The following is a 21,846-nucleotide window of genomic DNA, read 5'->3' as shown; positions in this document are numbered from 1 at the left end:
GGGTATAAAATCAATTAGAAAATGTGTAAGGAGGTATTTATATGACGAAGATAATAATTTCCCCTGGAAAATATATTCAGGGCAAAGGAGAATTAAAGAGAGTAAAAACCCATGTAGAACATTTAGGCAGTTCTTTTTTCATTCTAATTAGCAAATCAGGCTATAAAAGATTTGGAGAGATTATAAAAGAAAGTTTTGGAAATGCTGCTAAAATTAATTTTATTGAATTCAATGGAGAATGTTCAAAAGTTGAAATAAATAGGCTTCGAGATGAATTTAAAGAAAAAGGGTTTGATGTAGTTATGGGAGTAGGAGGAGGTAAGATTCACGATACTGCTAAAGCCCTCGCGTATTATGAGAAAGTACCGGTGGTTATAATACCAACCATAGCAAGTACTGATGCTCCTTGTAGTGCATTGTCTGTAATTTATACTGAAGATGGGTCGTTTGATGAATATTTACTATTACCTAAAAATCCAGATATGGTATTAATCGATATAGATGCAGTTGCTAATGCTCCAGCACGATTGCTCGTTGCAGGTATGGGAGATGCACTAGCAACTAAATTTGAAGCAAGAGCAGCGGCAAAGGCTGGTGCTAAGGCTATGGCTGGAGGTTATCCTACAGATGCTGCAATTGCATTAGCCGATTTATGTTATGAAACATTGCTAAATGAGGGATTGAAGGCAAAACTAGCTGTAGAAAGGAAAGTAGCAACAAAAGCAGTGGAGAAAATAGTAGAAGCAAATACATTATTAAGCGGCATTGGATTTGAAAGCGGCGGTCTTTCTGCGGCCCATGCTATCCATAATGGATTAACGGCTATTGAAGAAACCCATGAGTTATATCATGGAGAAAAAGTTGCTTTTGGGGTTTTAGTCCAACTGGTGTTAGAAAATGCACCGTTAGAGGAAATAGAAGAAGTATTATATTTCTGCAATGGGGTGGGATTGCCAACTACATTAAAAGAGCTAAATATTACGGAAGCATCAGAAGAAAAATTGATGGATGTAGCAAAGTTAAGTTGTGCAGAAGGTGAAACCATCCATAATATGCCTTTCGCAGTAACTCCAGAAGATGTTTATGCTGCAATATTAGCCGCAGATGCTTTAGGTGAAAGCTTTGGATTTTAATATTGCAAATGCCAATAAAAGGATAATGTTATAGTGAATTCATTATAACATTATCTTTTTTGTTGACTGATTATTATATCTATAAAACAATATTAATATTAAAGAAAAAATATATTGACACTCTAATTTTTTTAATATAATATCAATATGAACAATGTTCATGGGGTGGGCAAGAGAGATGGATAATAGAAATGAAAATTATAAAGAAATTATATTAGCTGAAGCAAAAGAGATTGCAATAAACGAGGGTATTTCAAAAATAAATATCAGAACTGTGGCAAAAAATAGCGGTATAGCTATTGGTACAATATATAATTATTTTCATTCTAAAGGGGATTTGTTAATAGCCGTTATTGAAGATTTTTGGAAAGGTGCCTTTAAAGAGATTGGTTTGACTAGTTTTTCCAATGGAGATTTTTATCAAAACTTAGAGATAATTTATAATATCCTTTATATTTATATAAGTAAATTAAAAGAAAGTTGGCTAGAACAGTTATCTTTACTAAAAAGTAAGGAAAAACTTTTGGGGAAACAAAAGGAAAAAGAATACCTAGAAAAAATTCATCATATTATATTGAGATTAATGGATATGGATAACAATTTAAAGCCTATACCTTGGTGCCACATCATAACAAAANTCCATTCATGGGGAGATGCATCAATTTGCACTAACATGCCTTTTTGTAGGTTTTCTTTTTCTTCTATGATGTGTCTTACGTTTACGATGCTTTTTAGGGCTTTTAATACCTGCCTCAGTTAGAATTCTATACACCGTAGGATAGCTTACCTGAATATTTTCATGTTCTTCAATTAATTCCTGAAAATGATTAAAATTAGCCTCCTTATATTTTGTCTGTTTAAGTTTAATAATCAAATCTCTAGTTCCATCCGATATAGCATGCTTTGGTTTACGGCCTCTGTTTTTATGGATAATGAACGCAGGTCCTTCTTCTACAACTCCTTTCTTTAACCTTAACACTTGGCGTTCACTTAAGCTTAAAATCTCAGCAGCTTCTCGAATAGTTATTACTTTATCAACTGTTTGATTAATGACTCTAAGTCTAGTTATTTCTTTTTGAGTCATATTAAATATCTCCTCTCTCATATATGACATTTTATCAGAATGAATTTAATATGACATTATCATAGAATAATAATATATTAAAGAAAAAATATATTGACACTCTAATTTTTTTAATATAATATCAATATGAACAATGTTCATGGGGTGGGCAAGAGAGATGGATAATAGAAATGAAAATTATAAAGAAATTATATTAGCTGAAGCAAAAGAGATTGCAATAAACGAGGGTATTTCAAAAATAAATATCAGAACTGTGGCAAAAAATAGCGGTATAGCTATTGGTACAATATATAATTATTTTCATTCTAAAGGGGATTTGTTAATAGCCGTTATTGAAGATTTTTGGAAAGGTGCCTTTAAAGAGATTGGTTTGACTAGTTTTTCCAATGGAGATTTTTATCAAAACTTAGAGATAATTTATAATATCCTTTATATTTATATAAGTAAATTAAAAGAAAGTTGGCTAGAACAGTTATCTTTACTAAAAAGTAAGGAAAAACTTTTGGGGAAACAAAAGGAAAAAGAATACCTAGAAAAAATTCATCATATTATATTGAGATTAATGGATATGGATAACAATTTAAAAGCCTATCCTTGGTGCCACATCATAACAAAAGAAAAAATGACAGAGTTTATCTTCGATAATATGTTAATTATGCTAAAAAAGGGAGAAGAAGATATAGGATTTTTCATTGAGATTTTAAAAAGGATTTAATAAAATCATACTTTTTGTATGATTTTCTATATAGTCGGTGGTGAACGTTGTTCATAAACTTTCTTGAGGAGTGATAACTATGCAAGCAATAATGGAAACTTTATTTGATGCTGTTTACTTAATTGGTGTTATTACATTGGGAACAGTAATGATATTGAAAAGTAAAAATAACAAACAATATAAATTATTTGGAATAATGGCTGTATTACTAGGTGCAGGTGATGCTTTTCATTTAGTACCTCGAGCATATGCTTTACTTACAACTGGCTTGGAGGCCAATGCAGCTGCCCTTGGAATTGGAAAATTTATTACTTCTATTACTATGACCATATTTTATGTGATCCTATATCATATTTGGAGACAACGTTATAATATTAAAGGACAGAATGGGTTGACATTTTCAATCTATGGTTTAAGTATAATTCGAATAGGATTATGTTTTTTTCCACAAAATGACTGGTTAAACTATAACCCGTCAGTTTCCTGGGGAATATATAGGAATATTCCATTTTTAATTATGGGTATTATAATTATAGGTATTTTTTATTCTGAAGCCAAAAAACATGTCGATAATAATTTTAAATATATGTGGTTAGCCATTGTATTATCTTTTGCTCTATATATACCAGTTGTATTATGGGCTAACACAATTCCATGGATTGGAATTTTAATGATACCAAAAACCTTAGCCTACGTATGGGTAGTGCTTATGGGTTATAAAGAATTAAAAAAGGGACAGCAGGTGATATGATACCTCTAAAGTAGACAGTCTAATTAATTAAAATTAGATTATCTACTTGGAGGTATTTTTATGGGGAGAAAACCGAAGTTTAGTAAGGACTTTAAATTATCGGTAGTAGAAGAATATGTTTCAGGTAAATATTCACTTTCTGACTTATCTACAAAATACAATATAGTAACTTCTGTAATTAATAGATGGATTAATAAATGGTATAATGGTATAGAAATAAAAGATTATGATCCTAAAGGAGATGTCTATACCATGAAATCCAGAAAAACTACATTTCAAGAAAGGTTGGAAATAGTTAAATGGGTTATTGACAATAATATGAGTTACAAAGATGCAGCTGAAAAATATGGGATTACCTATGCACTTGTATACAGATGGACAAGGGCATATATAGACAAAGGACAGAAGCATTAAAATATTGTTAATTATCAAATTTAAATCACAGATATGCTTATGTTTTTATCAGATTAAATAATGTGAGAAGAATCTTAATGCTATTGTAAAGTGAGAGAATTTATCAATTTACAGTAGTATTTTAATTTGGTAGAATTTTAATCAGGGGTGTATCTTGTGCAAATAATATTTGATACAACTATTCCGCTATAGATTTTTCAAATATGAACAGTGAAATCTTTCCAAACGCTCCTGATAGGTGCCCTTTCAAAGATTGCTCTATGCCTGTAAAATTAAGGAAACACGGATATTACAAACGATTTTTCATTAGCAAGTCTTTTTCTGGAATATTGTATGTTCGTAGATTCATCTGTCCTATTTGTGGAAGAACTGTTTCCATGTTACCAGTATTTTGCCTTCAGTATTTTCAATACTCGGCTCTCGATATTTTAAATATATTATGTGAATTGTATTTAAGTGGAATACCTCTTAATAGGCTGGTAAAGAAGATTAAACAGGATTTTCCATTCATTGAGCGTGGAACCATAGATTACTACAGAAAGAGAATAATTTTGAATAGAAAGTTAATACAATATGGGTTAAACCTAATATCTCCGGAATTCATCTTTGCAGGAGCAATTCCGGAGAATCAGGACTGGGTCAAGACTTTCCTTGAAATAGTCCTTAGGCTACATCCCCATGTATTCCTCTGTGACTTTTCAAATATAACCGGAAAATCTTTTTTGACCTCTCAATTTATGATAGCATAAAATATTATCTATTTAAAATCCTTAAATGTTTTTTATCTAACAACATTACCTTTCCAATTGAAGCAGAAATCTTTTAAATATAGAATGATTTTAAAAGGGGAAATCAAGAAAGATTTCTCCAGAGCTTGGGGGAGAAATCGTTAATAGGAAAAAGGAAAATCCAAGAATTCCAATTACACTTCTTTACGAACAGCTGGTATCTGAAGGATATCTATGAGATATTCTATACAAGGGTTAACCCTAGAAGAAACAGCAGATTATTGTACCAGTAGATTGAAAATAGCAGGCTGTATGAATGAAGTATTTACTCCATCAGCCTTAACTGCTATTCATACCATAACAGGTGGAATCCTAAGATCAATAAATAACATAGCCATAGCTAGCCTAATGTATTCAACCGTTAGAAAGATGCAAGTAGTAGATGAAGAAACAGTATATCAGGCTAATATTGAAACGGGAATTTAAATATGGGTTTCTTGCCTATCTGGAGGATAGGGCTCTGCAGGGATGCAACCTGAGTGCCAAATAGGATTCTATAAAAATATAAAGAATCATAAAAGGGGTATCTATCCTAGATACTTCTTTTATGCTTTTAAAGAACAAATGCGAAAAATCCCGGGGTTTGGGGCAGAGCCCCAAGGTTCTATGTAACACTAGGACAATTTGAAAATCTACTAAATATTTTCTGAATTAATTTGATAATTTAATGCTTTTGAAGTCTTTTATAGATATTATAAAGCAAGAAATTTTACTTGTTTAATTTGAGAATCGACAGTAAATGTCAATATAAGAATGATCAAAAAGTGGAAAATAATTATGTACAAAAAGTGGCCTAAGGCATTTCAGAATCCTTCATCGAATTATTATCTAAGTACTGAATTTTAGATTGGATTTAAAGATACAGAATATATTCCAAATACCAAAGCTTATGGCGGAGAAGAAATATATGTCTATATATTAGATGAATTTGAACTAGTCGAAAGGTTTAGAGGCATGTAATAAAAAGAAAAGATGATAACGAAGATAAGTTAGCAGTTGGTACTACACAAGTACGAAATATGGGAAAGAATCCGGAAAACAGGAATAACGATCATTTAAATATAAAATATTTTTTAAAAGTTGATGAAATTAGCATGTGTTAATTTCCTATTAATATGGCATATTTATTGCATTATAATAGAATTGCAATATATAAATGTTAAAGGGAGGTTTAATTATGTTCAGAGGAATGAGAAGAAAGAAACAATTATTATCCAAAGAAGAGACAATAAAAATTTTAAAGTTATGCAGTTCTGGAGTTTTAGGTGTAATTGGTGACGATGGTTACCCGTATACCGTTCCAGTAAGTTATGCCTTTGAAGGTGATAAACTATTCATTCATAGTGCAAAGGAAGGGCATAAGATTGATAGTATAAAAAGGAATGATAAAGTGACATTTTGTGTAATAGAAAAAGACGAGGTAATACAAGAAACTTTTACTACTCATTTTCGCAGTGTTTCCATCTTTGGTAGAGCAAGGATTCTTACAGATGATTCTGACAGGCAATATGCTCTTGAAAGTTTAATTAAAAAATATTCACCTGACTATATTAAAGAAGGACAGCAGGAAATTGAAAAAGAATGGGATAGAGTATGTTTGATTGAAATTAAAATCGAACATATGACAGGTAAAGCTGCTATAGAAATTATGGAACAATAGGACGTGATATGATACCTCCAAAGTAGACAGTCTAATTAATTAAAATTGGATTATCTACTTGGAGGTATTTTTATGGGGAAAAAACCGAAGTTTAGTAAGGACTTTAAATTATCGGTAGTAGAAGAATATGTTTCAGGTAAATATTCACTTTCTGACTTATCGACAAAATACAATATAGTAACTTCTATAATTAATAGATGGATTAATAAATGGTATAATAGTATAGAAATAAAAGATTATGATCCTAAATGAGATGTCTATACCATGAAATCCAGAAAAACTACATTTGAAGAAAGGTTGGAAATAGTTAAATGGGTTATTGACAATAATATGAGTTACAAAGATGCAGCTGAAAAATATGGGGTTACCTATGCACTTGTATACAGATGGACAAGGGCATATATAGACAAAGGACCAGAAGCATTAAAATATCAAAAACGTGGGCCAAAACCAAAATCAGAAATTGATAAAAGTAAATTAACTGAAATTGAGAAATTAAAGCTTGAACTTGGGAGAGAAAGAGAGTTAAGAAAGCAAAGGGTTATCCAGTAACACGAATATGCAAATTACTAAATATTTCTAGAAGTGGATACTACAAAAATAAAAATAGAATCAAACCTGAAAAGGAAAAGCAAGATGAGTTAATTTGTTCATTAATCGCTGAGTATAACGCCACATTTTATGGAATTTTAGGCTACAGAAGGATGACCATGTTCATAAATAAACTAAATGATAAGTTATTCTCTAAGAACTACATATATAGACTTATGAAATATCTGGGTATTTCAGCAAGGATCAGGAGAAAGAAAGTTAATCGTATTAGAATAAAGCCAGAGTATACAATTAAATATATCAAGTTTTACAATGAAGAAAGGTTACAAAAAAGATTAGGATGCATGGCTCCATTAGAGTATAGATACCATGCATCCAAAAGTGCATAAATTTTAATTAAATTGATTGTCTACTTGACAAGGGTCAGTTTAGTTCTAGCTGTCCCATTTTTAATTTATAGGAAAGTTGATTATTATGGAGGAATTTTCACAAAAAGGTAGAATATATATTTTAGAACGACCTAATGCCTAATAGAAATTTCATAAGAAGGGAGAAAACATATGAAACTTTTTTTCATGTCAGACATACATGGTTCAGTCTATTATTTAAACAAAGCATTGGATAAATTCAAAGAAGAAAAAGCTGATTATATTATAATATTAGGAGATCACCTATATCATGGAGCAAGGAATCCATTACCTAAAGAATACAATCCTAAACAAGTAATAGAAATCCTCAATAGTTTTACCGACAGAATAATTGCTGTGAGAGGAAACTGTGATAGTGAAGTAGATGAAATGGTACTAAATTTTCCTATAATGGCTACTTACTCAAATATTCTATACAATAATAAGCGTTTGTTTTTAACTCATGGTCATATATATAATGAAAACAATATGCCTAAATTAGCTAATGGGGATGTATTCATATATGGGCATACCCATATACCTAAAGTAGAAAAAATGGACAATATATATATAATAAATCCAGGAAGCATAACATTGCCAAAGAAAAATAATCCTCATACCTATGGAATATTAGAAAGGAATACCTTTAAGATAAAAGACCTGGAAGGAAATACGCATAAAGAGATTAGTTTTGGATAGTGACACGAGGGGATGGTTCTACTCTGTTCCTTAAGAACAGGAGTCACTGGAGTATATCTTTGGAAGGTAGAGGAGGAGAAGAGAACAATAATACTTACAAAATCTTAAAAGCACTTATTATTATTTGGTACTTAACCATGGAAGGAAGTGAAATTATATGGAGAATGTTATTGCTTTTATGGGAAGTCCACGGGTAGGTAAAAATACGGATATGATAGTAGATAAGCTAATCGAAGGCAATAATCAAATAGGAATAAAAACTGAAAAGATAATCCTAAAGGATTATAAAATCAATGGCTGTCAAGGATGCTATTCCTGTATCAAGACAGGAAAATGTGTAGTATTAGATGATATGGAAAATATACATATGAAGATTAAAAAGCCAAGGGCCTAATTTTTGCTTCACCATCATATAATTATAATATTGCATCTCAAATGAAAGCATTAATAGATAGATTATTTTGCTACTATGATTTTGGTGGAAACAGTTGGACAAGTAGATTGGGAAATAGTAAAAAGGCTTTAGTTATAGGGATATGTGCTGGCCCAGATGATAATTCCATGGGTTATACAATTGAAGCTATGGTAAAACCTCTTATAGATTTAAATATCAATATTATAAAAAAGCTTACATATTATAATACTGCCAAGAATCCTATTGTGAATAATGAGGAGTATCAAATTAAATTGATTGAAATTGGTAAGGAATTTGGTCTTTCCATAAATTCTAATTAAATATAGTGGAGAGAATTTTGATCGTATATTTTATTTTGGGACAGTGAGAACCGTCCCCTATGTGGCAGGTATAATATTTTTCAAATTGGTATATTATAACAATAATAATATAATAAAAAATTAATATATAAAGGTGGTTAGAAATTGAGTTATAAAATAATAACTGATACCTCAGCAAATCTTACAGAAGAAATGATTGAACAGTACAACATTAACATTATTCCTCTTGTTTTTAGAATTGGAGAAGAAGAATTTTACAGTTATGTAAAAGGGAAAAAAACAGACATTAAACAATTTTATGATAGAATGAGGCAAGGTGAAATAATAACAACATCTCTCATAAGTATGGAGAAATGTCAAGATGTATTTGAAAGCAACTTAAAAGAAGGTAAGGATATACTCTATATTAGCTTTTCATCGGCACTTAGTGGCACATATAATGCTGCCCTCATGGTGGCAAAAAACTTGGAGAAAGAATATCCTGAACGAAAAATATATGTCGTCGATTCCCTTGCTGCTTCAATGGGGCAGGGACTTTTGGTTTATTATTGTGCAGAGCAGAAACGTTCTGGAAAGTCTATTGAAGAGGTAAAGGATTGGCTTATTGAAAATAGGCTTCAACTCTGTCATTGGTTTACAGTAGATGATTTATTTCATTTAAAAAGGGGAGGAAGGATATCCGGGACGATTGCATTAGTAGGAACTGTTTTAGGAGTCAAACCAGTATTACATGTTGATAATGAAGGCAGACTTGTTCCTGTTAGAAAGGTACGGACTAGAAAGAAATCCCTTATTTCACTTGTAGATGAAATGGAAAAGACCTGTATAAATCCGACTGAGCAAATTGTATTCATATCTCATGGGGATTCCATAGATGATGCTCTGTATGTTGAAAAATTAGTGAGAGACAGATTAAATGTAAAGGATATCAAGATAAACTATGTTGATCCCGTTATAGGTGCCCATTCAGGCCCTGGAACTATTGCATTGTTTTTTATTGGCAAGACAAGATAGTATAAGGGTATCAGGCTTCAATATGCAGCTGAGGTTCCATATTAGATAGGACCAAAGCTGCTTTATTTTCTTGAAACAAGAAAATAAATGCTTTTAAATCGCAAATAATATATAATGTTTAATATAGGAAAAATTTTGAAAAAGGGGGTAATTTTTTGCTTAACAAAAAGGTTATAGAAAATGTACTCTATGCAGCTCTTTCTACTGGAGGGGATTTTGCAGAAATATTTGTAGAGGATAGGTTTAATACAAATATTAATATGGTAGGAGGATATGTGGAAAATAGCATATCTGGTAGGGATTTTGGTGTAGGCATTAGGATATTCCATGGATTAAACAGTATTTATGCCTACACTAACAACTCAAAAGAAGATAATCTAATAAAAGTTGCCAAGGAAGCAGCTTTAGCTATTAAGTCTAGTAAAAAAGATATGATATTAAATCTAATGGAATCCAATATCAATAATAGACATCTAATTAAAATAATGCCTAGTAATGCTGAAAAAGCAAAAAAAGTAGAATTACTTAAAAGGGGTTATGAAAGTGCAAAGGCCTATGATCCACTTATAACCCAAGTTACTTCAAACTACTTTGATGAAGAACAGAATGTGTTAATAGCCAATTCAGAAGGATTAATGGTTCAGGACAAACGGGTAAGGACTAGGTTTAAAATCCAGTCAGTTGCTTCAAAGGATGGAGAAACACAAATTGGCTTCTACGGCCCTGGCGGATCAATGGGATTTGAAATATTCGATAAAATTGATGTAGAAGAGGTAGGGAAAGAAGCTTCAAGAATTGCTAAAACCATGATATTAGCAGATTATTGTCCTAGTGGGGTTATGCCTGTGGTTATTCACAATGAATTTGGAGGAGTATTGTTCCATGAAGCCTGTGGCCATGGATTAGAAGCAACTTTTGTATCTAAAAGAACCTCAGTGTTTGCGGATAAATTAGGGGAACAGGTAGCATCACCTTTAGTAACTGCCATAGATGATGGTACTATACCAAATGAATGGGGTTCTTTAAATAGAGATGACGAAGGAACTCCAACCCAAAGAAATGTACTTATTGAAAATGGAATCCTTAAATCCTATCTAGTAGATAAATTAAATGGGAAACGAATGGGTATGGAATCAACTGGTTCAGCTAGAAGACAGTCCTATAAATTCCCACCAACTTCAAGAATGAACAACACATTTATTGCCAATGGGAATTCAACCTTTGAGGAAATTATATCTAGTACGGAAAAAGGATTATTTGCAAAAAAGTTGGGTGGAGGTAGTGTAAATCCAGCTACAGGAGACTTTAACTTTGCAGTAATGGAAGGCTATTTAATTGAAAATGGGAAAATAACTAAACCAGTAAGAGGTGCAACACTAATAGGGACAGGAATTAAAGTACTAGAGAATATCGATATGGTAGGCAATAACCAAACCTTTGGTCAAGGAGTATGTGGTTCTTTAAGTGGCATGGTACCTACCAATGTAGGCCAACCTACTATTAGAATAAAATCACTAACCGTTGGTGGAAGGAAGGGGGATGAATAGGATGAAATATAAAGGTTTAGTAGATAAGATTTTTGAAAAAGGGAAAGATAAATTTGAGGATATGGAGACCTATATAGAAAATACCAAGGAAATTGAAATTGCAGTATTTAAAGGAGAAATAGATAGATATAATATCTCTGAAACAGAAGGATTATCCTTAAGAGGGATTAATGATGGTAAATTAGGATATTCCTATACTGAAAAAGTAGATGAATCATCTATTGATATGTTAGTAGAGGAAGCTTATGAAAATGGAAAGTTTATCGATGCATTAGAGAAGGAGATTATATTTTCTGGTTCAGATGGATACAAGGAGTTAGATGGATTTAACCCAAATCTTAAGGAAGCACCTTTAGAGGAGAAAATAGAATTCGTCAAATCTTTGGAAAAGGAAGCTTTTGCTTTAGATTCAAGAATTGTGGCGGTAAGCTATTGTATTTATAATGAAATAGAAAGTAATAAATATTTGTTTAATACTAAGGGGTTAAATTTAGAAAACAATATGAATTTAGGTATTGCTTATATTATGGTTGTTGCTAAAGATGGAGAAGAAACTAAAACAGGAGTTAGTTATCGAATAGCTAAGGATTTTTCAGATTTCGATTATAAAAAAATGGCAAAAGAAGCTGTTGAAGAAGCCCTATCCTATTTAGGAGCTAAATCAATAAAATCAAAGGAATATCCAGTAGCATTGAAAAACACCGTTTTTGCAGACATATTATCTGCTTTTAAATCCATCTTTTATGCAGAATACGTTCAAAAAGGGTTATCCTTACTAAAGGATAAGGTAGAAGAACAAATAGCAGTTAGTGATTTTACATTAGTAGATGATCCTTTTAATAATGATGGGTTTATGGTTAGTACTTTTGATGATGAAGGAACAGCAACTAAATGTAAGAAGATAATTGAAAACGGTGTGTTAAAAACCTACTTATACAATTGGAAATCTGCCTTAAAGGATGGAGTTGAATCTACAGGAAATGGATATAGGGATTCCTATAAATCTCCAATATCAACTTCAACTTCTAATCTATATCTAGAAAAAGGGGATAAATCCTTAGAAGAAATATTAAAGACCATGAACTCGGGTTTATTAATTACCGATGTGCAAGGATTACATTCTGGATTAGATCCAGTGTCTGGAGATTATTCCCTTTCTGCCCATGGCTATGAAATAGAAAAAGGAAAAATAAAAAGACCAGTAAATCAAATAACCATTGCAGGAAATATCTTTGAAACATTGATGGATATTGAAGAAATTGGAAATGATTTTAGATTTTCTATGGACGGAGTAGGTTCTCCATCTGTAAAGATTAAAAAGTTAGCAGTATCTGGCGAATAGACCATTCCCCCTTTTGAAGGGGGAATTATATTTAATAGATGACAAAAATTTAAAAAAGTAGTATATTATAATTATGATTAAATACTTAGCCAATATAGCTCACTAGGCAGAGCAGCAGTCTCGTAAACTGCAGGTAAAGGGTTCGAATCCCTTTATTGGCTCCAACCTAGCAAATAAGGGACGGTGAGAAACGTCTCTTATTTTTATAAAAGGAAGAATTTGTTGATATAGAAAGGTTGAAACCATGTTAAAAACTATTCACAAATGGAGAATCATAAAAGTTTTTTTGTTATTTATTGCTATACTATATATAGGGTTTATGTATATAGATATATATGATATTGAAAGTATCATATCTTCAGATAGACTAAAATATTTATCCATGCTCCTCGTCTTAATGATATCTCTTTTTACAGGAGATGATGCTCTAAACGTTAAAGATCTTAAACTACTCCAAACTGGACTATTTATTACTTTAATTGCTGATTTATTCCTTTTAATTCTGGGTCGCCACTATGTATTGGGTATCTTATTATTTTCTGTAGTCCAGATAATATATTCCTCTAGGTATGGGTTTACAAATTTAAAGATAAATATTAGAAATTTTATTGTCATATTTTCGAGTCTATTTATTGTCCATCTTGTAGTAGATAAACTAATATTTAAGCTTGATTTTATATGGGTCATGGGATTGTTTTATGGTCTATGTCTATTGAACAGTGTGATAAAAGCAGCAAAAGCGTATAGAGATAGATTGTTTCCCAAGCCAAATGGCCATATGATACTAATAGGTATGGTTCTTTTCCTGCTATGCGATATAAATGTTGCTTTGTATAATATTTTAAATGAAGGATTATTTTACAATATCTCTTCCATCTCTATGTGGTTATTCTATCTCCCATCCCAGGTATTACTTTCACTAAGTGGCTATAAATATAATTTAAAATAGTATATTGAAAATGTCACTCTTCTCTTTAATGTTTGTTGCTACTTTACTAGGGTATAACATAAACGATGGTTAAAAACAATAGAAACGGGAGGGTTAAATATGGATTATACTGTTTTGGTAGGTGGAGAAGCAGGTCAAGGGATGGATACCTTTGCTAATCTATTAGAAAAAATATTAAAACGAGCTGGATTTCATGTATTTTCAAAGAGTGATTATATGTCAAGAGTAAGAGGCGGCCATAATTTTATCCAAATTAGATTCTCTAATAAACCCATATATGCCCACACGGAAAAGGTAGATATTGTTTTTGCGCTAAATGAAGAAACTGTAGAGCAACATTTGACTCGCCTTAAAGAAAATGGAATTGTAATTACCGATGAAGGGATAGGAAAGGATAAGGACTTATTCCATTTACCATTATTGAAAACTGCTAAGGCCTTAAGGAATTCTAGGGTATATACTACTATTGGCTTGGGAGCCATACTAAAATACTATGGTCTTCCATTGGAAACTGGAGAAGAAGTTATAAGAGAAGGATTTAATGAAAAATTGTATAAGATCAATATAAATGCCTTAAGGGCAGGATATGGCATGGTAGACTCCGAGTATAGTTTACCTACTTTAGAAGATAAACATATATTGATCAATGGCAATCAGGCAGTAGGCTTAGGAGCAATAGCAGCAGGATGTAAGTTTTATTGTGGCTATCCTATGACCCCTTCTACAGGAGTACTAAATTACATAGCTGCCCATGCCAATGAAATGGGTATTGCCGTAGACCAAGTAGAAGATGAGGTAGCTGCATTAAATATGGCACTAGGTGCATCTTATGCTGGAGTTAGGGCTATGACAGGTTCCTCCGGAGGAGGCTTTGCTTTAATGGTAGAGGCTTTAAGTTTAGCCGGTATTATTGAAGTACCAGTTGTAGTAATAAATGTTCAAAGACCAGGACCGGCCACAGGTTTTCCAACTAGAACGGAACAGGCAGATCTTAGATTTATGATTCATGCTGGCCATGGAGAATTTCCTAGAATGGTCATAGCATTAAGAGACCCGGAAGATGCTTTCTATCAAACAGCTAGAGCCTTTAATATTGCAGAAAAATATCAAATACCTGTATTATTGATGAGTGACCAATATTTAGCAGATAGTACGACTACTAGGGAACCCTTTGATTTCAGTAAAATAAAAATCGAAAGACGTATCTCAGGAGAAGAAGGAGTATTAGACCAAGAATATAAACGATATAAATTTACTGAAGATGGAATATCTCCTAGAATATTGCCTGGGAAAATACCAGGGCAGGTAGTTCTAGTAGATAGTGATGAACATGATGAATGGGGAAATATTACGGAAAGTGATGAAATAAGAATAAAAATGGTAAATAAAAGGATGAAGAAATTTGAGGGTCTTAAAGAAGAAGTTGAAGAACCTTGGCTATTAGGGGATGAAAAACCAGAAAACCTGATAATCAGTTGGGGTTCTACCTATGGTCCAGTACGAGAGGCAGTAGAAAGATTACTTGAAGAGGGAATATCCATTGGCGCCTTAGTCTTTGGAGATATATGGCCATTACCAACTAAAAAACTTATGGAGATGTCTAAATTTGCTAAAAGGATTATAGATGTAGAGCAAAATGCCACAGCCCAATTGGATAGTTTAATTAGAGAAGAGCTTTTAATAAAATCTACTGATAAAATACTTAAATATGATGGTAGACCCTTCAGTGGAGATGAACTATATACTAGGTTAAAGGAGGTATTATAATGGTTAATGAATATAAACTTTATGAACCATCCTGGTGTCCTGGATGTGGAAACTATATGATAAGAACAGCCCTTAAACAAGCCTTAGAAGAACTAGGGCTGGCACCACATGAAGTAGTTATTTCATCGGGGATAGGTCAGGCTGCAAAAATGCCCCATTATATAAAGGTGAATGGATTTAATGGTCTCCATGGTCGGGCTTTGCCACCAGCCATAGGAATAAAAATGGCAAATAAAGATTTAAAAGTAATTGTAGAATCGGGAGATGGGGATACATATGGTGAAGGAGGAAACCATTTCATCCATACTATAAGAAGAAATATAGATATAGCTCACTTTGTCCACGATAATCAGATATATGGATTGACTAAAGGCCAAGCATCACCTACAACAGCTATGGGGCAGAAGACTACCTTACAATTTGATGGGGTTAAGGTGGAACCATTACAGCCTTTGGCTTTAGCTTTAACTATGGGAGCAGGCTTTGTGGCTAGAGGATTTTCTGGAGATATTCCCCATTTAGTAGAGATAATGAAAGAAGCAATAAATTATAAAGGCTATGCGCTAGTAGATATATTCCAACCCTGTGTAGTATGGAATAAGGTAAATACCTTTGCATGGTACAAGGAAAGAGTGTATCATTTACCAGAGGATTATGACTATACCGATAGGGAAGAAGCCTTTAAAAAGGCCATGGAGTTTGGCGATAAAATTCCTATAGGAATACTATATAAAGTTGAAAAGGAAACCTATGAAGACAAGTTCCCATTTATAAAGGAAGGGCCACCTCTTGTAGATAGAGAATTGGATCCTATGGATGCGGAAAAACTACTAAAGGAGTTCATGTAAAAGGATAGCTTAAGCTATCCTTTTATGCGAGTCTTCCAAGGTTCTTAAGTGAGCATTGTCAAAAGTTCCCCATTAAGGAATCAATTTGATGATAGCATACTTTGATTAATTGCATAAATTACTAAAGGTTGAGTTTAGAGATGTTAAATAACTTATTTTACTGACATAAGTTTTTATTAGAGTTTAGAATATAAACAATCAATGTAATTATCAGTAAGTGTTGGCATTTTAAAAACTTCCATAGTAGTATAATCATCTATGGAAGCTTTTAATTTTCATAACGTTATTGTTTTTAGAAAGTATCAAAATAGTAGTGCGGTTTTCTTTCAAATTTCAAAGTTAACCTTCTTCCTTTTTCGTTTCCTCTTCATCTTTTCCCTTGTATGGTTCTTCAATAATTTCTATAGAACAACAGGATGATTTTTTAGGTTTTAGAATTTTAGAAAAAACCGACTTCTTTTTTTTAGTCATATTATTACCTCCTACTACATAATGATATTAAATACATATCCTGTAATGATTGCTACGGTAAATATGGAAAGAACAAATGCAATCATCATTTTCTTTTTAAATATGGAGCCTAATAATGAAAGCTCAGGAATACTTGCACCAGCACCGCCAATTATAAGTGCTACCATTGTCCCAGAGCCTACTCCTTTATCAATAAGTATCCTTGCAATAGGTATCATTGTTTCTGTTCTTATATACATAGGAATGCCTACTAAAGCAGCAATAGGGACTGATAATATATTTGATTTTCCAGCAAAGTTAGATAGTAAATCTTCGGGCACAAATTCATATATAAATGAGCCAATACCAGCACCAAGGAGTAAATATGGAAATACTTGTTTAAATAGAACTAGGGATTCGAAAAAAGCATATTTAAAAGCTAGTATATTTTTTTCTAAAAATGTGCCTTCAAGGTTTTCATAAACTATTTCACCACTTTGTTCGCCTTTAATACTTACATTCTTAACTTCCTTTTCAAAACCAAACTTATCAAGTAACAATCCAATAAGAACTGCAAATATAAAAGTAAAAGCGGTGTAGATAATGGTTGCTTTAAGGCCAAAAAATGTTAAAAACAATGCTATAATTGCGGGATTTAATATTGGCGATGTTAATAAAAATGATATAGTTCCTGAAAAAGGGGCACCACTTTTTAAGAGTCCTACTAAAATAGGAACAGTAGAGCAGGAACAAAAAGGGGTTACAGCTCCTAGAATAGCTCCTAATATACTATTTAGCCCCTTTCTAGGAGTAGTAAGTATTCTTTTAATCTTATCTTTTGATAAATAAATTTGAATTAGAGCTACAAGAAAGCTGATTCCAATAAAAAGTAATAGTAATTCTCCCATAAGAAACAAAAACATTTTTCCTACTTCTTTTAAACTACTCATTTGGAACATTATGTATCCACTCCTTCATATTTATATTTTTAAAAATATTTTCCAACAACTTATAAACTTCACTATTTTGATTCAATGAGTAGTAATTCCATACAGCAACTTGTCTTTTATTAATAATGTCTGCTTCGTATAATATTTTAAGGTGGTAGGAAATGCTAGATTGACCGATATTAAAATAGTCACTAATATGACATACACATCTTTCATCATTTACATATAGATATAAAAGAATTTCAAGACGAAATTTATCAGCCATAGCATTAAAAACTTGAGCATAATCAACTAATACTTCACTCATTTGTGTCCCTCCTAATAAATCAAAATAATTTGATATAAATATCAAAAAAAATTGATATATCTATTATTATAATATACATGACTTTATAATATGTCAACTTTTTAAAAGGAATTTATTACATAAAAAGGTTGACAATTAAAAATTTTAAGCATATTATATGAGTATAACTGAATATACTCATATAGAATACTATTCAAAGAAATTTACTAAAGAGAATTTTTTGAATGGGTTTTGTTGGATTTATTACTGCGTATTTCCTATAAAAAATTAAGAGGAGTGATTTAATGCACACAAAATGGGAATATAAGGTGTTTACAGTTGACCATTTTTTAAGTGTAGATAGCCATTTAACGGTAGAAGAAAAGTTAAATAAATATGGCAAAGATGGCTGGGAACTTGTAGGGCTTTTACAAAGTCGACATACAACATTAGGATATCCATCAAAGCTAGATAACGATTCAATAGCTTTTAAAAGACAGGTTATCGAAGATTAGATTTGACAAAAACTATATTAAAATTATTTGCTTAAATAAGTAATTATAATTATATCCTTAGAAAAGGTCCGACAAAACCATATTAATTTCAAATTATTTTTACTGGCTATTAAAAAATTTAGTTGCAGAATATTTCATGGAAGAGATTTTCATAATAAGTAGGAGGTGTATAATTATGAAAAATAATAATACTAAGTTAGATAATCAAGGTTTAGGGGTTTTTCAAAAGTATCTTACTGTATGGGTTGGATTATGTATCATTATAGGCATACTTATTGGAAAATATATACCATCAATTCCCAAGACATTAAGTAAATTTGAGTATTATAAGGTTTCTATACCTGTTGCTATACTAATATGGCTTATGATTTATCCAATGATGTTAAAAGTTGATTTTTCTAGTGTTGTGGATGCAACTAAGAAACCCAAGGGACTTATTGTTACCTGCGTAACAAATTGGCTTATTAAACCTTTTACAATGTATTTAATTGCATCATTCTTTTTAAAAGTTGTATTCAAAGCATTTATACCAGAAAATCTAGCTACAGAATATTTAGCTGGTGCGGTTCTACTTGGAGCAGCACCATGTACTGCTATGGTATTTGTTTGGTCTTATTTAACAAAAGGAGACCCTGCTTATACATTGGTTCAAGTAGCTGTAAATGATTTAATTATATTATTTGCTTTTACACCTATAGTAGCAATTTTATTAGGTGTAAGTGATGTAACAGTACCTTATGGGACATTAATATTATCAACTATACTTTTTGTAGTTATTCCTTTGATTGCAGGATACTTAACAAGGAAATCAGTTATTAAAAATTGGGGTATTGAGTATTTTGAAAATGAGTTTCTTAAAAAGTTTGACAATATCACTATAATAGGTCTACTTCTTACATTGATTATTATTTTCTCTTTCCAAGGGGAAATAATATTAAATAATCCTCTACACATAATATTAATTGCAATTCCATTAACAATTCAAACATTCTTGATATTTGGCATTGCATATGGATGGGCAAGGTTATGGAAGTTACCCCATAGTATTGCTGCACCAGCGGGTATGATTGGTGCAAGTAATTTCTTTGAATTAGCTGTAGCTGTTGCTATTTCATTATTTGGTTTAAAATCAGGAGCTGCATTAGCTACAGTAGTAGGTGTATTAACAGAAGTCCCTATTATGTTGACTTTAGTAGGAATAGCAAATAGAACAAAAGGATGGTTTCCAGAAGAGGGATAATAATAAGAGGTCAGTAATTTTCTGACCTCTTGTATTATAAAAAATTGACAAGAAAAACTATATTAAATACTATATTGGTAAAAGCAAATACACTTATATGGTTATAAGGAGGTTATATTTATGGATTGTTGCCAATCACAAAGTAATAACTGTGCATGTAATACGGGATGTTGTGGAGGTGAAAATATAAGTCAAGTTGAGGAAAACAAAAAAATAATCATTGACTTTTTATATTTGGACTTGGATATCTGTACTCGATGTCAGGGGACAGAAGAAGGTCTTGATGAAGCCATTGAAGATGTAGCTGAGGTACTCCAACTAACGGGTGCAGAGGTAGTTGTGAATAAAATTCATATTGAGAATAAAGAAATGGCAATACAACATAAGTTTATAAGTTCACCTACTATACGAGTAAATGGAAAAGACATACAAATGGAAGTTAAAGAATCTCTTTGTGAATCTTGTGGTGATTTATGTGGTGATGATGTTGACTGTCGGGTATGGATATATAAAGGGAAAGAATACAATGCTCCACCAAAAGCAATGATTATTGATGTTATTCTCCGTGAAGTATATGGAGATAATAATAGGCCATCAGACTATAACAATAATAGAGAGATATATCAATTACCAGAAAATTTGAAAAGATTTTTTGAAGCAATTAATAAAAATAAGAATATTAATGCTTAGCAAGAAATTATATAAAAATTCTTGAATAATGGGGAGGTGATATTCATGGATTTAATACAGGTTATGAAAGCACTTGCTGATGAAACTAGAATAAGAATACTAAATATATTAAAAGATGAAGAGTTATGTGTATGTGAAATTGAAGCAGTACTTGATATAACACAATCAAATGCTTCCCGCCATTTAAATAGGTTGACTAATGCAAAAATACTAGATAATTATAAGGTTAGAAATTATGTGTATTATAAAATAGATAAGGATGGAATAAGAGAATATCCATTTATTAAAGAAATTATAGAAGAACATACTATGAAGTATGATTTGTATCGAAAGGATTATGATAGATTGAAAAAATATAAGGAAAGTGGGCTTTCCTGTGACGAACTGAATGGGCTGTAATGTTGTATGTCTTTATCTCCATTTTAAGCATGAAAAGGATTAGGGATTAGACGATCCCACAGGTGAAGATGAAGAAGAATTTATTAAAACTGCTAGAATAATTGAAGAAAAGGTAAAAGATCTAGTAGAAGGAATTAAAAATAAGAAAATAAGACTATAATTCAATAAAGAAGTAGGGATCTTAATAATAAAAGCAATTAAAGTATGAAAAAATAAAAAATATAGATCTAAAAAATATAACTTTTGGCCAACTTTAGACTTAAGTTATATTTTATACCATAGAAAAGAAAAAAAGAAGAGAGAGAGAGCCACTCAAAAATGGAGACTGTGAAATAAATTGTGTATGAAAATCCTCCAGGTTAAGGTAAAATAAAAATAACTTAACTAGGAGGATTTTGTTATGTGAAGAAAAAGACCAGAAAGAAAAAATGCTAAGCTTATCGAATCAATTTTAGAAGCTTACCAACCAGAAACAGCACAAGACATTCAGGAGGCACTAAAGGATTTAACGGCAAATCTACTAGAAGAAATGTTAATGGCAGAGTTAGATGACCATTTAGACTATGAATATGGTAAAAAACCACTTAGTCTTAACACAAGAAACGGGTATAGTAGTAAGAAGGTAAAAGGCTCTAATGGTGAGATGGAAATCAAAGTACCTAGGGATAGAGATGGAAGTTTTGAACCCCAAATAGTTAAGAAGCATGAAAAAGACATATCAAACATTGAAAATCAGATAATTTCAATGTATGGAAGGGGTATGACTACAAGAGATATATCTGCACATATTCAAGACATTTATGGATTTGGACTTTCAGAGTCAACAGTATCAAAGATAACAAATAAGATATTACCAACAATTGAAGAATGGCGACAAAAGACCAACTAGAAAGGGTTCAAGCAAAAACAGC

The 21,846-nt window shown here is 31.7% G+C and carries 25 protein-coding genes, 1 tRNA gene and 3 pseudogenes; 25 read left to right on the top strand and 4 right to left on the bottom strand.

The genetic code is table 11. The features are described 5' to 3' along the window. The first annotated feature begins 41 nt into the window (after nucleotides 1–41). Both CUL_RS0112075 and CUL_RS20315 read left to right on the top strand, forming a co-directional pair. Nucleotides 42–1,133, top strand: a complete 1,092-nt coding sequence (locus tag CUL_RS0112075) for a glycerol dehydrogenase (protein ID WP_005585088.1) — start codon at nucleotides 42–44, stop codon at nucleotides 1,131–1,133. A gap of 154 nt (nucleotides 1,134–1,287) precedes the next feature. Further along, nucleotides 1,288–1,473, top strand: a pseudogene (locus tag CUL_RS20315) (TetR/AcrR family transcriptional regulator); the annotation flags it as partial. Nucleotides 1,474–1,772: 299 nt separating this feature from the next. Here CUL_RS20315 and CUL_RS0112065 read toward each other — a convergent pair. Further along, nucleotides 1,773–2,217: pseudogene (locus CUL_RS0112065) on the bottom strand (helix-turn-helix domain-containing protein); the annotation flags it as partial. Nucleotides 2,218–2,374: 157 nt separating this feature from the next. On the opposite strand from CUL_RS0112065, the gene CUL_RS0112060 reads away from it, so the two are divergent. From CUL_RS0112060 to CUL_RS0111975, 18 genes and pseudogenes are all read left to right on the top strand, one after another. Next, entirely contained in the window at nucleotides 2,375–2,932 is a 558-nt protein-coding gene (locus tag CUL_RS0112060) for a TetR/AcrR family transcriptional regulator (protein WP_005585087.1), read from the top strand. 79 nt (nucleotides 2,933–3,011) lie between these two features. Further along, a complete protein-coding gene (locus CUL_RS0112055) occupies nucleotides 3,012–3,683 on the top strand; it encodes a hypothetical protein (RefSeq protein ID WP_025641952.1) in 672 nt (223 codons plus the stop codon). A 60-nt stretch (nucleotides 3,684–3,743) separates the two neighbouring features. Beyond that, complete coding sequence (locus CUL_RS17355) at nucleotides 3,744–4,097, top strand: helix-turn-helix domain-containing protein (RefSeq protein ID WP_005585083.1); 354 nt, start codon at nucleotides 3,744–3,746, stop codon at nucleotides 4,095–4,097. Between the two features lie 203 nt (nucleotides 4,098–4,300). Further along, nucleotides 4,301–4,846, top strand: coding sequence for a hypothetical protein (locus CUL_RS18080; RefSeq protein ID WP_025641950.1), 546 nt, complete (start codon nucleotides 4,301–4,303; stop codon nucleotides 4,844–4,846). 213 nt (nucleotides 4,847–5,059) lie between these two features. After that, nucleotides 5,060–5,311, top strand: a complete 252-nt coding sequence (locus CUL_RS0112040; protein ID WP_025641949.1) for a hypothetical protein — start codon at nucleotides 5,060–5,062, stop codon at nucleotides 5,309–5,311. Between the two features lie 751 nt (nucleotides 5,312–6,062). Further along, nucleotides 6,063–6,545, top strand: coding sequence for a pyridoxamine 5'-phosphate oxidase family protein (locus tag CUL_RS0112030; RefSeq protein ID WP_025641947.1), 483 nt, complete (start codon nucleotides 6,063–6,065; stop codon nucleotides 6,543–6,545). Nucleotides 6,546–6,617: 72 nt separating this feature from the next. Next, a complete protein-coding gene (locus CUL_RS17345) occupies nucleotides 6,618–6,797 on the top strand; it encodes a transposase (protein WP_035143225.1) in 180 nt (59 codons plus the stop codon). Nucleotides 6,798–6,809: 12 nt separating this feature from the next. Next, on the top strand, nucleotides 6,810–7,097 hold the full coding sequence (locus CUL_RS17340; protein ID WP_035143224.1) for a helix-turn-helix domain-containing protein: 288 nt from the start codon (nucleotides 6,810–6,812) through the stop codon (nucleotides 7,095–7,097). Between the two features lie 5 nt (nucleotides 7,098–7,102). Continuing rightward, nucleotides 7,103–7,486: an IS3 family transposase gene (locus CUL_RS20225; RefSeq protein ID WP_157752665.1), complete on the top strand. Its 384-nt coding sequence runs from the start codon at nucleotides 7,103–7,105 to the stop codon at nucleotides 7,484–7,486. 171 nt (nucleotides 7,487–7,657) lie between these two features. Further along, a complete protein-coding gene (yfcE, locus tag CUL_RS0112015) occupies nucleotides 7,658–8,203 on the top strand; it encodes a phosphodiesterase (RefSeq protein WP_025641943.1) in 546 nt (181 codons plus the stop codon). A 157-nt stretch (nucleotides 8,204–8,360) separates the two neighbouring features. After that, nucleotides 8,361–8,938: pseudogene (locus CUL_RS17335) on the top strand (flavodoxin family protein). A gap of 144 nt (nucleotides 8,939–9,082) precedes the next feature. Further along, nucleotides 9,083–9,952: a DegV family protein gene (locus tag CUL_RS0112005; protein WP_025641942.1), complete on the top strand. Its 870-nt coding sequence runs from the start codon at nucleotides 9,083–9,085 to the stop codon at nucleotides 9,950–9,952. Nucleotides 9,953–10,107: 155 nt separating this feature from the next. After that, nucleotides 10,108–11,499: a TldD/PmbA family protein gene (locus CUL_RS0112000; RefSeq protein ID WP_005583408.1), complete on the top strand. Its 1,392-nt coding sequence runs from the start codon at nucleotides 10,108–10,110 to the stop codon at nucleotides 11,497–11,499. Between the two features lies 1 nt (nucleotide 11,500). Beyond that, on the top strand, nucleotides 11,501–12,841 hold the full coding sequence (locus tag CUL_RS0111995; protein ID WP_025641940.1) for a TldD/PmbA family protein: 1,341 nt from the start codon (nucleotides 11,501–11,503) through the stop codon (nucleotides 12,839–12,841). Between the two features lie 88 nt (nucleotides 12,842–12,929). Next, nucleotides 12,930–13,005 (top strand) — tRNA-Thr (locus CUL_RS0111990). 80 nt (nucleotides 13,006–13,085) lie between these two features. Further along, complete coding sequence (locus CUL_RS0111985) at nucleotides 13,086–13,790, top strand: lysoplasmalogenase family protein (protein ID WP_005583406.1); 705 nt, start codon at nucleotides 13,086–13,088, stop codon at nucleotides 13,788–13,790. Between the two features lie 99 nt (nucleotides 13,791–13,889). Next, nucleotides 13,890–15,557, top strand: a complete 1,668-nt coding sequence (locus tag CUL_RS0111980; protein ID WP_025641938.1) for a 2-oxoacid:acceptor oxidoreductase subunit alpha — start codon at nucleotides 13,890–13,892, stop codon at nucleotides 15,555–15,557. After that, nucleotides 15,557–16,405 (top strand): 2-oxoacid:ferredoxin oxidoreductase subunit beta, encoded by an 849-nt coding sequence (locus CUL_RS0111975; protein WP_005583402.1) that lies wholly within the window; start codon nucleotides 15,557–15,559, stop codon nucleotides 16,403–16,405. The genes CUL_RS0111980 and CUL_RS0111975 overlap by 1 nt, the downstream gene beginning before the upstream one ends. A gap of 339 nt (nucleotides 16,406–16,744) precedes the next feature. Here the strand turns inward: CUL_RS0111975 and CUL_RS19965 are convergent, their stop codons facing one another. From CUL_RS19965 to CUL_RS0111960, 3 genes are read right to left on the bottom strand one after another with little or no spacing between them, the layout of a single operon-like run. Then, nucleotides 16,745–16,876, bottom strand: a complete 132-nt coding sequence (locus CUL_RS19965) for a hypothetical protein (RefSeq protein ID WP_269077334.1) — start codon at nucleotides 16,874–16,876, stop codon at nucleotides 16,745–16,747. Between the two features lie 14 nt (nucleotides 16,877–16,890). Further along, entirely contained in the window at nucleotides 16,891–17,814 is a 924-nt protein-coding gene (locus CUL_RS0111965) for a permease (RefSeq protein ID WP_005583400.1), read from the bottom strand. Further along, nucleotides 17,798–18,112 carry an ArsR/SmtB family transcription factor gene (locus CUL_RS0111960; RefSeq protein WP_025641935.1) on the bottom strand — a complete coding sequence of 105 codons (315 nt, stop codon included), beginning with the start codon at nucleotides 18,110–18,112 and terminating at the stop codon, nucleotides 17,798–17,800. Before CUL_RS0111960 ends, CUL_RS0111965 begins: the two co-directional genes overlap by 17 nt. A 284-nt stretch (nucleotides 18,113–18,396) precedes the next feature. Between CUL_RS0111960 and CUL_RS0111955 the strand changes: the two genes are divergently transcribed. The 5 genes from CUL_RS0111955 (at nucleotide 18,397) to CUL_RS17330 (ending at nucleotide 21,824) form a co-directional block, all read left to right on the top strand. Continuing rightward, a complete protein-coding gene (locus CUL_RS0111955; RefSeq protein ID WP_005583399.1) occupies nucleotides 18,397–18,606 on the top strand; it encodes a DUF4177 domain-containing protein in 210 nt (69 codons plus the stop codon). A gap of 175 nt (nucleotides 18,607–18,781) precedes the next feature. After that, nucleotides 18,782–19,846 (top strand): ACR3 family arsenite efflux transporter, encoded by a 1,065-nt coding sequence (gene arsB / locus CUL_RS0111950; RefSeq protein ID WP_025641933.1) that lies wholly within the window; start codon nucleotides 18,782–18,784, stop codon nucleotides 19,844–19,846. Nucleotides 19,847–19,966: 120 nt separating this feature from the next. Beyond that, nucleotides 19,967–20,536, top strand: coding sequence for a DUF2703 domain-containing protein (locus CUL_RS0111945; RefSeq protein WP_005583397.1), 570 nt, complete (start codon nucleotides 19,967–19,969; stop codon nucleotides 20,534–20,536). 45 nt (nucleotides 20,537–20,581) lie between these two features. Then, nucleotides 20,582–20,935 (top strand): ArsR/SmtB family transcription factor, encoded by a 354-nt coding sequence (locus CUL_RS0111940; protein ID WP_005583396.1) that lies wholly within the window; start codon nucleotides 20,582–20,584, stop codon nucleotides 20,933–20,935. 439 nt (nucleotides 20,936–21,374) lie between these two features. Beyond that, entirely contained in the window at nucleotides 21,375–21,824 is a 450-nt protein-coding gene (locus tag CUL_RS17330) for a transposase (RefSeq protein WP_330216563.1), read from the top strand. Nucleotides 21,825–21,846 lie beyond the last annotated feature (22 nt).

Origin of the sequence: [Clostridium] ultunense DSM 10521 (assembly GCF_000511955.1) — a bacterium.
In the GTDB taxonomy this organism is placed as follows: Bacteria; Bacillota; Clostridia; order Tissierellales; family Tepidimicrobiaceae; genus Schnuerera; species Schnuerera ultunensis.
This window is presented reverse-complemented; position numbering and strand designations above follow the sequence as displayed.